The sequence below is a fragment of the Arthrobacter sp. Leaf337 genome (assembly GCF_001423745.1).
Taxonomy (GTDB): Bacteria; Actinomycetota; Actinomycetes; order Actinomycetales; family Micrococcaceae; genus Arthrobacter.
In genome coordinates, this window is record NZ_LMPC01000001.1 from 363,117 (window position 1) to 375,504 (window position 12,388).

9 protein-coding genes and 2 tRNA genes are annotated in these 12,388 nt (G+C 64.9%); 3 read left to right on the forward strand and 8 right to left on the reverse strand.

Annotated elements, in window-relative coordinates:
• Positions 1 to 23 precede the first annotated feature (23 nt).
• From ASF98_RS01630 to ASF98_RS01645, 4 genes are all read right to left on the reverse strand, one after another.
• On the reverse strand, positions 24 to 800 hold the full coding sequence (locus ASF98_RS01630; protein ID WP_055796557.1) for a PIG-L deacetylase family protein: 777 nt from the start codon (positions 798 to 800) through the stop codon (positions 24 to 26).
• Positions 801 to 804: 4 nt separating this feature from the next.
• Complete coding sequence (locus ASF98_RS01635; RefSeq protein WP_055796560.1) at positions 805 to 1,758, reverse strand: electron transfer flavoprotein subunit alpha/FixB family protein; 954 nt, start codon at positions 1,756 to 1,758, stop codon at positions 805 to 807.
• 13 nt (positions 1,759 to 1,771) lie between these two features.
• Positions 1,772 to 2,572 carry an electron transfer flavoprotein subunit beta/FixA family protein gene (locus ASF98_RS01640; protein ID WP_055796563.1) on the reverse strand — a complete coding sequence of 267 codons (801 nt, stop codon included), beginning with the start codon at positions 2,570 to 2,572 and terminating at the stop codon, positions 1,772 to 1,774.
• A 322-nt stretch (positions 2,573 to 2,894) separates the two neighbouring features.
• A complete protein-coding gene (locus ASF98_RS01645; RefSeq protein WP_055796565.1) occupies positions 2,895 to 4,601 on the reverse strand; it encodes a S1C family serine protease in 1,707 nt (568 codons plus the stop codon).
• Between the two features lie 298 nt (positions 4,602 to 4,899).
• Between ASF98_RS01645 and ASF98_RS01650 the strand changes: the two genes are divergently transcribed.
• Positions 4,900 to 6,945 (forward strand): TPM domain-containing protein, encoded by a 2,046-nt coding sequence (locus ASF98_RS01650; RefSeq protein WP_055796568.1) that lies wholly within the window; start codon positions 4,900 to 4,902, stop codon positions 6,943 to 6,945.
• Positions 6,946 to 7,055: 110 nt separating this feature from the next.
• A complete protein-coding gene (locus tag ASF98_RS01655) occupies positions 7,056 to 7,847 on the forward strand; it encodes a PspA/IM30 family protein (protein WP_055797264.1) in 792 nt (263 codons plus the stop codon).
• A 74-nt stretch (positions 7,848 to 7,921) separates the two neighbouring features.
• On the opposite strand, the gene ASF98_RS01660 is transcribed toward ASF98_RS01655, so the two are convergent.
• Positions 7,922 to 8,836 carry a hypothetical protein gene (locus ASF98_RS01660; protein ID WP_055796572.1) on the reverse strand — a complete coding sequence of 305 codons (915 nt, stop codon included), beginning with the start codon at positions 8,834 to 8,836 and terminating at the stop codon, positions 7,922 to 7,924.
• 461 nt (positions 8,837 to 9,297) lie between these two features.
• Between ASF98_RS01660 and ASF98_RS01665 the strand changes: the two genes are divergently transcribed.
• Positions 9,298 to 10,722 (forward strand): cryptochrome/photolyase family protein, encoded by a 1,425-nt coding sequence (locus tag ASF98_RS01665; RefSeq protein ID WP_055796574.1) that lies wholly within the window; start codon positions 9,298 to 9,300, stop codon positions 10,720 to 10,722.
• 49 nt (positions 10,723 to 10,771) lie between these two features.
• Here the strand turns inward: ASF98_RS01665 and ASF98_RS01670 are convergent, their stop codons facing one another.
• From ASF98_RS01670 to ASF98_RS01680, 3 genes are all read right to left on the reverse strand, one after another.
• Positions 10,772 to 11,710 carry a cytochrome b/b6 domain-containing protein gene (locus tag ASF98_RS01670; RefSeq protein ID WP_055796577.1) on the reverse strand — a complete coding sequence of 313 codons (939 nt, stop codon included), beginning with the start codon at positions 11,708 to 11,710 and terminating at the stop codon, positions 10,772 to 10,774.
• Positions 11,711 to 12,053: 343 nt separating this feature from the next.
• Positions 12,054 to 12,130 (reverse strand) — tRNA-Met (locus ASF98_RS01675).
• Positions 12,131 to 12,253: 123 nt separating this feature from the next.
• Positions 12,254 to 12,327: transfer RNA gene (locus tag ASF98_RS01680), tRNA-Met, on the reverse strand.
• Positions 12,328 to 12,388 lie beyond the last annotated feature (61 nt).

Sequence of the window (12,388 nt, forward strand, 5' to 3'; positions counted from 1 at the left end):
ACACGGGTTACACCCGGACAACCCTAGAACCCGGCGATGGTCCCGGAACCGTTGATTGTGACGACATGGAACGCCTCGGCACTGCGCCCGTCGGCCAAACCGGCCCGCGAGCCGGTACCCAGCATGAGGGCGCGGACTGTGCGGTCCATGGCCTCCAGGTCCGGGTGCTGGCTGGCATGAACATGGATCGCCGCCAGCTTCTCCTCGACGTGTGCCGTGACGTCCACAAAATGGTTGTCCCGCTCCTCGGGCCCGGCAAACAGCCAGAGCCACGGCAGCTTGTAGGCTTCAAGGCCCGCCTCGGCCAGGTCCGGGTACGCGAAGGGGTTTTCCAGGGCCGGATAGACGGCGCGCGTTACGGCCTCGCCCACGGCGAGGTGGTCCGGATGGCTCTTCTGGATGCGGTTCCAGTTGCGTTCGGGATGCATGGAAAGCACGACGTCGGGCCGGATCTCCCGGATCAGCTTCACCACTCCCCTCATCACCTCGTGCGTCGGTTCCAGGTAGCCGTCCCGCTCGTGGAGATAATGGATGTCGGTCACCCCGACCAGCGCAGCGGCCCGGCGTTGTTCCTCCGCCCGCATGGCCACGATCTGGTCGCGCTGCGCCGGGTCGAAACCGCCGGCGTCGCCGTCGGTCATGATGCAGTAACTGACCTCAACTCCTGCCGCGGTCCAGGCAGCGATCGTCCCGGCTGCGCCGAAGTCGATATCGTCCGGGTGGGCGGTAAAACAAAGGACCCGCTCAACCCGGTGGTGGTCCGGGTTGAACGGGCTCTGAGCCGTAGCGTTGATGCTCAACTCATCAGCCTTTGCGCTTCTTGATCTCTTCGGTTGCCTGCGGAAGGACCTGGAAGAGGTCTCCGATGATGCCGAAATCGGCGATCTCGAAGACCGGTGATTCGGCATCCTTGTTGACGGCAACAATGACCTTGGCGGTCTGCATGCCGGCCTTCTGCTGGATGGCGCCGGAGATGCCGGCGGAAATGTAGAGCTGCGGGGAAACCGTCTTGCCGGTCTGGCCCACCTGCGCATCGTGGCCGATCCAGCCGGCGTCTGTTGCGGCGCGGGACGCACCAACAGCGGCACCGAGGGCGTCGGCCAGTTCCTCAACCGGACCGAAATCGCCGTCGACGCCGCGTCCGCCTGCCACCACAATCCGGGCCTCGGTGAGGTCCGGACGGCCACTGGCCGGCTTGTCCGTGCGGCCGGTAATCCGGGCAGCGCCGGCCGAGGCGGACTCCGGCACGTCGACCGTGAGTACCTCCGGGCTTGCTGCTGCGCCTGCGGGTTCCGGCGTTACGCTGTTCGGCTTTACTGTCAGCACGCAGACTGCCGTAGTGGCCTTGGCCGTGGTCGTGTAGGAGCCCGCCAGCACCGACTTGTGCGCCGTGCCGTCCGGGTCCACTGCCACGACGTCGGTGATGACGCCGGCGCCAAGCTTGATGCCCAGCCGGGCTGCGATCTCCTTCCCGTCAAACGAGTTCTCCAGGAGCACTGTTGTGGCACCCGAGGCCGCGACGGCCCCGGCCAGGAATGCAGCCTTGGGGCCCACCAGGTAAGCGTCAAGGTCGTCGGACGAGGGCCGGAAGATGGCGGCGGCGCCGTGTGAACCGAAGGCGCCGGCGACGTCGTCGTTCAGCGTTCCGTTGACGGCGACTGCCGTTTCACCGAGCGTACGGGCGATCGTCAGCAGTTCCAGGCTGCTCTTCTTGAGCGCCTGGCCGGGGTTGTCAATGAATACAAGTACTTTTGCCATGTCTGGAATCCTCTTAGAGCAGCTTCTGGGCGGCCAGGAACTCGACCAGCTTGATGCCGGCGTCGCCTTCGTCGGTGATGATGGTGCCGGCGGTGCGCGGCGGGCGGGCGGCTGCCGTCTGCACAGCGGTCCAGGAACCGGCCTTGCCCACCTGTGCGGGGTCGACGCCGATCTCCGCGAGCGAGAGCGTAGTGATGGTCTTGCGCTTTGCAGCGATGATTCCCTTGAAGTTCGGGAAGCGCGGCTCGTTGATCTGGTCGGTAACCGAGACGACGGCGGGCAGCGGTGCCTCGATGGTGTCATAGTGCGTGTCGCTGTCGCGCCGGGCGATGACGCGGCCGCCGTCCACTTCCAGTTCGGAGGCGAACGTGACCTGCGGGAGCCCGAGCCGCTCTGCCAGCTGCGCCGGAACGAGGGAGGTCTCGCCGTCGGTGGACGCCATGCCGGTCAGGACCAGGTCCACGGGGCTGTCTGCTCCAAGGTGGCGGACGGCTGCAGCCAGTGCCAGTGACGTCGCGGCTGCATCGGATCCGGCCAGCGCGTCGTCGCGGAGGTGGACGCCCTCGGTGGCGCCGATCTGGAGGGACTTCTTGATGGCATTGACGGCGCCGGCGGGACCCATGCTCAAAGCGATGACCTGGTTGCCGGCCTTTGCTCCGCCGCGGGCTTCTGTCAGCTGCAGCGCGGCTTCCAGGGCGTATTCGTCCAGCTCGGACAGGATGCTATCGGCGCGGTCCGTGGTGTTGTCCTCGGCGCTGAGGTGACGGTCCAATTGCGCGTCTGGTACATGCTTGACCAGAACGATGATCTTCAATGTCTCTTCCACTTTCTGTACAGCAGCCTTCCATGCTTGTGGATAGCCAGCCGGGTGAGGTTATGGCCGCGGATCTCCCCCGGGGTGCGGGTAGAACCAAGCTAACCATATAGCGGGGCGCCCGCGCCGTCCCGTTAAGGCCTGTGTCAGGCCGGCGCAGGACCGCGGCAGGCGGGCGCAGGACCGCGACGGCGGGCGCAGGACCGCGACGGCGGGCGCAGGACCGCGACGGCCGAGCAGCGGAGGCGGGGGCACCATGCAGGTGCCCCCGCCTCCGCTGTCGGGTGAATACGTGCCCCGCTGCCGGACGCGACGCCGGCAGTTACTGCTCCGCTGCCGCTCCGAGTGTCACGTCCACCTGCTGTTGCTGGCCGCCGCGCTGGAACGTGACCTTCACGGTCGCGCCCGCCGGCTGCTCCCGAACCGCTGCGGTCAACTGGTTGGGATCGCTGATGACGAGGTCGTTGAATTTCGTCACGACGTCGCCCACTTTCAGGCCGGCCTTGGCGGCGGCGGAGCCTGACTCCACGGTGGCCACTTCCGCACCCACCGAGAAGGACGAGCTTGAGGACGTGGACGACTTCGACTTCACACTGACGCCGAACTGGCCGTGCGTGGCTTTGCCGTTGTCAATGATCTCCTGGGCAACACGCTTGGCGTTATTGATCGGAACACTGAAGCCCACGCCGATGTTGCCGCTGGTGCTCGAGCTGGAATCGCCGCCCGCCGAGGCAATGGCCACGTTCACACCGATGACCTCACCCTTGCTGTTGACCAGGGCGCCGCCGGAGTTGCCGGGGTTAATGGCGGCGTCGGTCTGGATCACGTTAAGGGAGATGGATCCCTGGTTCGCGGAGTTCTGGCTTTGGCCGCCGTCCGGCGGGGCAAACTGGAAGCCGCCTTCGCCGTCGCTTTGGGAATCATCCGCGCCTTCCTTGGGCGCTGCCGATGAGGCCACGCTGATGGTCCGGTTCAGCGTGGAGACGATACCGTCGGTGACCGTTCCCGTCAGGCCCAGGGGCGAGCCGATGGCAATGGCGGTGTCACCAACGTTCAGCTTGCTGGAGTCACCAAGGGTTGCCGGCGTCAGCCCCGAGGCGTTGTCCACCTTGATCACTGCAAGGTCGCTGAGGGGGTCCGTGCCAACGATTTTCGCGGTGAGCACCCTGCCGTCACTCGTCCGGACTTCGATGGTGGCGCTGGCCGTCTTGCCGTCAAGGGTCACAACGTGGGTATTGGTCAGGATATGACCGTCGTCGTCGAGGATGATTCCCGAACCGGTGCCGCCGTCGCTGCCGCTCGTCGCTTTGATGGTCACCACGCTCGGGGAAGCCTTCAGCGAAGCGGCGGTAATGACGTTCACGTCATCTTTGTTGTTGACGATCACGGTGCTGGGCTGGCCGCCGGCGCTGCTGACGGCTGACGTGGAGCCGTTGCTGAGGAAAGCATCGCTGGCCGCCACCACTCCGCCGCCCACCAGGCCGGCGGCAAGAATGCTGGCCACCAGGGTTCCCACGCCAAAGGCCGCTTTCCGCTTCGGGGTGCTTGCAGGATCGGAGGCGTACATGCTGCCCGGGTGCTGGTGGCTGGCCTGGTAGGGGCCGCTGCCCTGCGGGGCGCCGGCACCGGAGTAGTTGCTGTGTCCCTGGTGGGCGTCATACGGGGCGGAAGGGCCCGCCTGCTGGCCGTAGAAAGGCTGGTGCTGCGGATAGACGGGCTGCGGTGCACCGTCCCCGCCTGAATGTGGCTGACCGTCACGGAAGTGCGCATTTCGATCGTCGGACTGTGCCCGGTCGAGCCGGATAGTCGGGTTGTCCTGGGCGCTCGGGTTGCGCTGCGCATCAGGGTTTCCTTGGACTGAGTCTCCGGCTGGCCGCGCCGGTGCCTGCGGCTGCAGCGCGGACTGCTGCCGGGGCTCTGCATCCAGCGGTTGCGTGTCCGCGTGAGCAGGCTGCGCCGGCCAGCCCTCCCCGGGCTTTTCCGTACCCCTGTTCTCAGGCGATCCACCCTGTGCTGGGTTCTCAGTCATTAGACTTCCTTTCATCCTTGTCTGCCTTTAACTATGGACCCTCAGACTGGAGCTAAGGCGGACGTTGGCTGGGAGGTTGCTGAACGCCGTCCGAGTCCATTTTTTGCAGGTCCGGCAGGTGCTTTCAGCGCTTTTCGCTGGTGGCATATTCCCCGTTGTGGACGGGCAATTTGGTGCACCATAGAATCAAATGGAATTGCCACAGCGACCTGCGGCTTTACACATGCGTGGGGGCGCTGCTGCATTCTGTGACGACTGGCTCGGCCGAATCAGTCGCAGAAGTGCTGAAGGGTTGCACATGCGGTCTAATTTCAAACGTCTCCTCGCCGTGATCGGCCTTGCCGGGTTGCTGGCGGTTCCCGCCACCTCAGCCTGGGCCGAAGACCCGGTGACCATTCCGTCCGGCTCGAACATCGTGGACAACGCCAATGTTCTCGGAGGACGTAAGGCCGAAGTTCAGGAAGCAATCCAGAAGCTCCTGAAAGACCACAAGTACAACCTCTACGTGGTGACTGTGGACTCTTTCACAAACCCGGCCGATCCCGCGGCGTGGGCCCAGAAAGTGGCAACGAACAAGAGCATGGGCAGGGCCGATGCCATTCTGGCGATAGCGGAAGAGGGTAAATTCAGCTTTGTACTGAACTCGGCAAGCCCCATTAAGTCCAAGCAGTCCAACATCAGCCAGAATGCCGTGACGGCGAACCTGGCCGGCGGCAAGAAGGACTATGCCCAGGCAGCCATCGACACCGCTGCGGCCATCGGAGACGCGGCAGGCGGCGGCAGCGGCACCGTTTCCTCAGGCGATGGCGCCGGAGCGGCCGTACTGGTCGGCACGGGTGTCGTCGTGGCGGGTGGCGCGGGCGCGTACCTGTACTTCAGGAACCGCCGGAAGAAGGCAGCCCTTGCGTCCAGTGCCAGCTATGGCCCGCAGGGTGCGGAGCTTGACCCGCTGGCCTCCCTGAGCGTGGACGAGCTGCGCAAAAAGAGCGGTTCGCTGCTTATTGAGGCCGATAACGCCATTAACTCGAGCGAGCAGGAACTGGGCTTCGCCCAGGCACAGTACGGCGATGCCGCCGTCGGGAACTTCACCAAGGCCCTGCAGGAAGCCAAGGGCCACATGTCCGAGTCGTTCAAACTGCAGCAGCAGCTCGACGACCACATCCCGGACACCGAAGAGCAGCAGCGGAGCTGGCTCGGCGAAATTATCCGCCGTTCCGAGGCTGCCCTTGCCTCACTCCAGGAACAAAAGGCAGACTTCGATTCGCTCCGTGAACTTGAGAAGAACGCCCCGCAGGCCCTTGCCGCGGTGAACGCCGGCGCCCAGGAAGCCGACGCCCGGATCGCCACGGCTGAACAGACCCTGACAACCTTGCGGGCCAAATACGCGGACAGCGCCCTTGTCCAGGTCTCGGACAACATCGGCCAGGCCAAGGAGCGGCTGGCTTTCGTGCAGAACGCCACGTCCACGGCCCAGGACAAGCTGGCCTCCGGAGAAGGCAGCCTGGCTGCAGTGGCCGTCCGTGCTGCGGAAGAGAGCCTGCACCAGACAAAAGTGTTGATCGATGCCATCACGAAGGTCTCCGGTAGCTTGGACGAGGCCCGCAACAGCCTCGAGGCCGCTGTGGTTGACACGTCACAGGACCTCGCGCAGGCCAAGGCGATGATCCAGTCCGGAGCCCATCCGGAACTTGCCGGGCCGGTGGCCGGAGTGGAAGCAGCCCTGGCGCAGGTCAAGGCGGAAATCCAGGGCGGCAAGATCGATCCGATTGCCACGTTGGAGCGGGTGGAAACGGCCCATCAGTCGCTGGACCAGTCCCTGACGGGCATCCGGGACCAGCAGGAACAGGCCCGCCGCGCACAGGCTTCGTTGCAGCAGACCATCATGTCGGCGCAGGCGCAGATCAGCGCCACCTCGGACTACATCACGGCGCGTCGCGGCGGAGTCGGGACCGAAGCGCGTACCCGCCTGGCCGAAGCCCAGCGGAACCTGGATTATGCCTTGTCCATCTCCCGCAATGATCCGGTCACGGCGCTGACGTACGCTCAGCAGGCCCACGCCCTGGCAGCCCAGGCCGCACAGCTCGCCCAGGGCGATGTGGACAGCTTCGGCTACGCAAACCAGGGCTACGGCCGCGGCGGCATGTTCGGTGGCGGAGGCGGTGGCGGACTCGGCGGTGCCATCCTCGGCGGCATCCTCATCAATTCCATCCTCAACGGAGGCAGCGGCGGCGGCTGGGGCGGCGGTCACAGCGACGGCGGCGGCTGGGGCGGCGGCGATTTCGGCGGCGGAGGCGGGGACTTTGGCGGCGGCGATTTCGGCGGCGGGGACTCCGGCAGCTTCTAGCCGATCCACAGACTAGGCGGCGGCCGTTTCCCTGGCCGCCGGATAGAAGCGGTACATCAACTGTTCACTGAATTCAGTGGCGACCACTGAGCAGGATGAAAGGCAACACCATGGTTAAGCAGTCCATTTTCGGCCGTATGGCGCAGCTGGCAAAGGCGAACATTAACTCCTTGCTGGACCAGGCCGAAGATCCGCAGAAGATGCTGGACCAGATGGTCCGGGATTACACGAACAACATTGCTGAAGCTGAATCTGCCGTGGCGCAGACCATCGGCAATCTGCGGATGCTCCAGGACGACTACAACGAGGACGTCAAGAACGCCCAGGACTGGGGCAACAAGGCCCTGGCAGCGTCCCGCAAGGCCGACGAGTACCGGAGCAGCGGCGACGCAGTGGACGCCCAGAAGTTCGACAACCTTGCCAAGGTGGCCATCCAGCGCCAGATGGCGGCCGAGAACGAGGCAAAGGCTGCCGAGCCCAGCATCGCCTCGCAGACCGAGGTTGTGGACAAGCTCAAGACCGGTCTTGACCAGATGAAGGGCAAGCTCAACGAGCTGACCAGCAAGCGCAATGAGCTGGTGGCCCGATCCAAGACCGCCGCTGCACAGTCCCAGGTCCACGACGCGCTCAAGAGCATCGACTTCATGGATCCCACCAGCGAGGTAGGCCGCTTCGAAGAGAAGATCCGCCGCGAAGAGGCCAAGGTCCGCGGGCAGCAGGAACTCGCCGCATCCAGCCTCGATGCACAGTTCAACCAGCTCGAAGACCTCGGCGAGCAGACCGAGATCGAAGCACGGCTCGCGGCTCTGAAGTCCGGCGGCGCGAAGCCTGCCATTGGTTCGTCGGCCAACGCTTCGGCTGCGGACTCCACTGTTGAAGAGGCTGATTTCGACAAGCTCTAGTAGCTGATCCGGTTCCGGACCGGACGCCAGAAAGGCCGGGTTCCCTGATGGGACCCCGGCCTTTCCGTTGTCAGCTACGGCGTGTGCGTCTGGCTCAAGTTCACCGCCGGTTCGCCTCCCGACGTCAGCCCCGCCCCCGCCGTACAGCTCCCGGAACGGACGTCGCCGCCGTTGTAGACCTGGCGCAGGCAGTTGCGCAGGGCCAGCTGGCCCCAGTAGTTGGGGTGCAGTGATTCCTGGATGTAGTAGTCGCTGAAGGCAGTGCTCGCCGTCCGGATCTCGTTGATCCACTCACTGATGTCCGCGGCGCCGGCGCTCCGCCAGTCAGCCAGAGCGGTGTTGTTCAGCTTCTTCGTCGTATCGGCGCACAGTTCATGGCCGCTGAAGAGCGCGGACACATTGAGCGTGTGAACGCCGGCCACACCGGAAGCAGCGATGCCGGCTGAAATGGTGGAGTTGATGGCTGGCACGGCGGCCCCCGCAGCCCAATCCAAGTCCGCGTTCCAGAAGCCGCAGCCGTAGGTGCTTTGCCGGCTGAAGCCTGTTTCGGAATAGGCGATGCCGGAACTCCGCGGCAGGGGCGAGACGTAGTTCTGCACCACCAGGCTGTACTCACCGGGCGCGTAGCCTGCACTGCCCATGGCCTTGGCCACGTTGGCAAGCGAGGTGCCGATCCGGCCTGCCACAGCCGCCCTGTTGGCGGCCGAGAAGTTGGTGGCCACCGTGGTGGAGTCCTTGCAGTAACTCGGTGCCCACCACGGGCTGGTCATGAACTTGGAGACACACGTGGCGATGATGCCGGCAAAACCCAGGTCGTTGCCGCCGATCGAAATCACTACCATCCTGACCCGGTGGGATGATGCGAAGCGCTGAAGTTCCAGAGCCTGTCCGCTGTTCCCGGCAGCGTCGGTGTAGAAGTCGAGCCCCGGTTTGAATTCCCCTGAAGAGTTCCAGGACGTGGCCGTTTTGGCGCCGGAAGGCGGCGTCACCCAGGGCGTCTGCCTGGGCAGGATCGCTCGAGTTGCCCGCCCAGCGGCCTGCCTCCCCCGAAATATAGGAATCCCCGACGCTTACCACCCACGCATCGCCGCCAGACGGCGCGGCGTGGGCGGTGGGGGCGATCAATGCCGAAACTGAGATTGCGGCGGCGAGACCCGCCAGGAGAGCCCGGGTGGCGGGCCGCCGGCAGTGTGCCGCTCTGACCGCTCCCGCCTCTTTGGCCGCTGCAAGGAATAGCTTCATTGGTCATCCTTTTTCCTGCGCGCGGCATCATTGCGGCGAACAGGTGGCCGGCACGCGGCAGCCTCCAGCCGTATGCCGTTGTCAACAGGAAAAGCCCGATCCGAACGGAACCGTCCCTGCGGAGAATGAACGCAACGGACGGCAGGAGCGAGTCTACGGCCAGGTTACCGGCCAGTAAACAGCGTGGTGCGGCGTGTACCGTGGAAGCATGCCTTCCACCATTGTCTGGCTTCGTGATGACCTTCGCCTGGATGACAATCCGGCGCTGGCCGACGCGGCAGCCCTGGGCCACCCCGTGACTGTCGTGTACATCCTGGATGAAGAATCGCCGGGGGTGCGCGCCCTCGGCGGTGCAGCCAAGTGGTGGCTGCACCATTCGCTGGCGTCCCTGGCTGCCGGACTGGAGGCCGCCGGCTCCCGGCTGGTCCTTCGGCGCGGGAGCGCAGCGGGAATCATCCAGGAGCTGACGGCAGGCACCGGAGCCTCACACCTGAGGTGGAACCGCAGGTACGGCGGACCCGAACGCAGCATCGATGCCGGCATTAAGGCCTGGGCCGGGGACGAAGGCCTTGATGCCGCGAGCTTCCAGGCCAGCCTCATGTTCGAGCCGTGGACCATCCGTACCGGATCCGGCGGACCCTACAAGGTTTTCACGCCCTTCTGGCGCGCCTGCCTCGAAAGCGGTGAGCCGCGGATGCCGTCCGGCGCCCCCGGCAAGCTGCCCCAACCGGCGCGGAACGACGACGGGGCGCTCCCCCACAGCGACGATCTGGACGGCTGGGGGCTGCTCCCCCGGACACCGGACTGGAGCGCGGGACTCGCGGAGGCGTGGACGCCCGGTGAAGCCGGCGCGCACAGCCGCCTGCACGACTTCCTTGATGGCCCTGTCGAGGAGTACGGAACCGGCCGGGACCGGCCGGGAGTCGAAGGCACCAGCCGCCTTTCCCCCCACCTTCGATTTGGTGAAATCAGTCCCTTCCGCGTCTGGCACGCGCTCCGTGAGCGCTTACCGCACCAGGCCACCACCGACGTCGGGATCTTCCGGTCCGAACTGGGCTGGCGCGAGTTTTGCTGGCAGCTGCTCTATGAGAACCCGGAGCTGGCCACACGGAACTACCGACCCGACTTCGACCGCTTCGAGTGGCAAACGCCGTCGGACGCTGAACTGGAAGCCTGGCAGCAAGGCCGGACGGGCTATCCGTTGGTGGATGCCGGAATGCGGCAGCTGTGGCAGACCGGCTGGATGCACAACCGCGTCCGCATGGCCGCCGCCTCGTTCCTGGTGAAGAACCTGCTCGCCGACTGGAGGCTGGGCGAAGCATGGTTCTGGGACACCCTGGTGGACGCCGATTCAGCCAGTAATCCGGCCAACTGGCAATGGGTGGCCGGATCAGGAGCGGATGCTTCCCCGTATTTCCGGATCTTCAACCCCGTGACGCAAAGCAAGAAGTTCGACGCAGCGGCCCGTTACCTGCGGGAGTTCATTCCGGAAATCGCCGGGATGGATGATAAAACGATCCACGAACCCTGGAAGTCTCCGGAACAGGCTGCCGGGTATCCGGAGCCCGTGGTGGGCCTGCCGGAGTCACGCGAGCGTGCTCTGGAGACCTACCAGAGGCTCAAGGACAGCTGAGCCGGGGCCGCCTTCAGCGACCCCGGTTTGCGGCCGGCCAGCAGGTCCGTCAGCGACTGCTGACCTTGCCCATCAAGGATGCAATGGGACTCAGGAAGAGCGGCCGGGCCAGGAACCACGCAGCGACCATGACGGCGACAGACGCGGCAAAGATGCCGAAGCCGACCCAGCTGACGTCGTCGCTGCCGCCGTACATGTGGTTGAGGTTCCGGAGCGCGCCGGTGGCGAGCACCAGGAACACGTGGACAACGATGAAGGCGACAAAGTAGATCATCACCGGGAAGTGCACGGCACGGGCGGCCTCGATCGGGTAGGCCTTGTTCAGCGCCTTGGCGTTCTTGGGCCAGGCCGAGGACATCCTGAGGCCTGTGACGAACGCCAGGGGCGCCGCGACGAAGACCGTGATGAAGTACGTGAGCAGCTGGAGGGCGTTGTAGTTGACCCAACCGTTCTCCGTGGGCCAGTTCAGGGATGCGTACTGCAGCGCCGCCGAGAGGGCGTTGGGGAAGACATCCCAGCTGGTGGGCACGATCCGCACCCACTGGCCGGTGGCGAAAATCAGGACGGCGAACACGATGCCGTTGAGGATCCACAGCGCGTCCAGGACGAGGTGGAACCACAGGGCGAGGCTGATCTTCGTCGGCGCATTCCTGGTGCGGATCATGCCCTTGTTGTTCCGTGTCCAGTAGGCAGCGGGACGAGTCTGCGTCCGCACCTGCCAGCCGGAGCGGATGATGAGCAGCAGGAAGAAGCCGTTGAGGAAGTGTTGCCACGCCAGCCAGGCCGGGAAGCCCGCGGGAGTTCCCTCAGGGAGCTCTGAATGGCCGGGGTAGGCCGCCAGGAAGTCCTTGACGCCGGCAAGTCCGGTGATCCACTTCGCGAGAAGCACCACGAGAAGAAGGGCAACGAGCGCGGCCGGCACTGCCCAGTACAGCTTGGCCCATTTACTCTTTGCAGTTCCGGACTTCTTCTTGGTCGGTAGTGACATCGAACAGCATTCCTCTCGAGAATGATCGACTAGTGACGTAGGCGGATCCGCCCCTGCCGGGTGCACCAGCGGGAGCGGCGGCCGGGTTAAGTTCGCCTTAATAGCTTGGATCATGAACAGCGGAAGAGCGAACCCGTACGGGCCGGCGGTCATCCCCCGCAACATACGATCCGTTCCCAGGCGGCGACGGCCTGCCCATGCGGTGATCGTCGTTGACCAGCCACTTGGCACCGCAGGACATAGCCCCCGCGAATGAGAATACTAGGAAATGCTAGTAGTTGGTGACCTGGAGACAAAGAAAAGAGGCCCTGACCGGCATTGCTGCCGGTCAGGGCCTCTTCCATGGTTGCGGGGACAGGATTTGAACCTGTGACCTCTGGGTTATGAGCCCAGCGAGCTACCGAACTGCTCCACCCCGCGTCGCAAGAACAACACTACCCTACTTTTACGGCCGCTCCGACCACTCCCCGGCGCCGCTCCCCAAGAACGGGGCAAAGCAAAAGGCCCGGATTCCCTCTCGGGAATTCCGGACCTTTCCTTCAGTTGCGGGGACAGGATTTGAACCTGTGACCTCTGGGTTATGAGCCCAGCGAGCTACCGAACTGCTCCACCCCGCGTCGCAAGAACAACACTACCCGCCGGTGAACTTCAGACCAAATTGAGGTGACGTGATCTGCG

Excerpts from the sequence above, each read along its gene's own strand:
- ASF98_RS01635 (WP_055796560.1), bottom strand. The coding sequence starts at position 1,758 with ATGGCAAAAGTACTTGTATTCATTGACAACCCCGGCCAGGCGCTCAAG.
- ASF98_RS01645 (WP_055796565.1), bottom strand. The coding sequence starts at position 4,601 with ATGACTGAGAACCCAGCACAGGGTGGATCGCCTGAGAACAGGGGTACG.
- ASF98_RS01650 (WP_055796568.1), top strand. The coding sequence starts at position 4,900 with ATGCGGTCTAATTTCAAACGTCTCCTCGCCGTGATCGGCCTTGCCGGG.
- ASF98_RS01655 (WP_055797264.1), top strand. The coding sequence starts at position 7,056 with ATGGTTAAGCAGTCCATTTTCGGCCGTATGGCGCAGCTGGCAAAGGCG.
- ASF98_RS01665 (WP_055796574.1), top strand. The coding sequence starts at position 9,298 with ATGCCTTCCACCATTGTCTGGCTTCGTGATGACCTTCGCCTGGATGAC.
- ASF98_RS01670 (WP_055796577.1), bottom strand. The coding sequence starts at position 11,710 with ATGTCACTACCGACCAAGAAGAAGTCCGGAACTGCAAAGAGTAAATGG.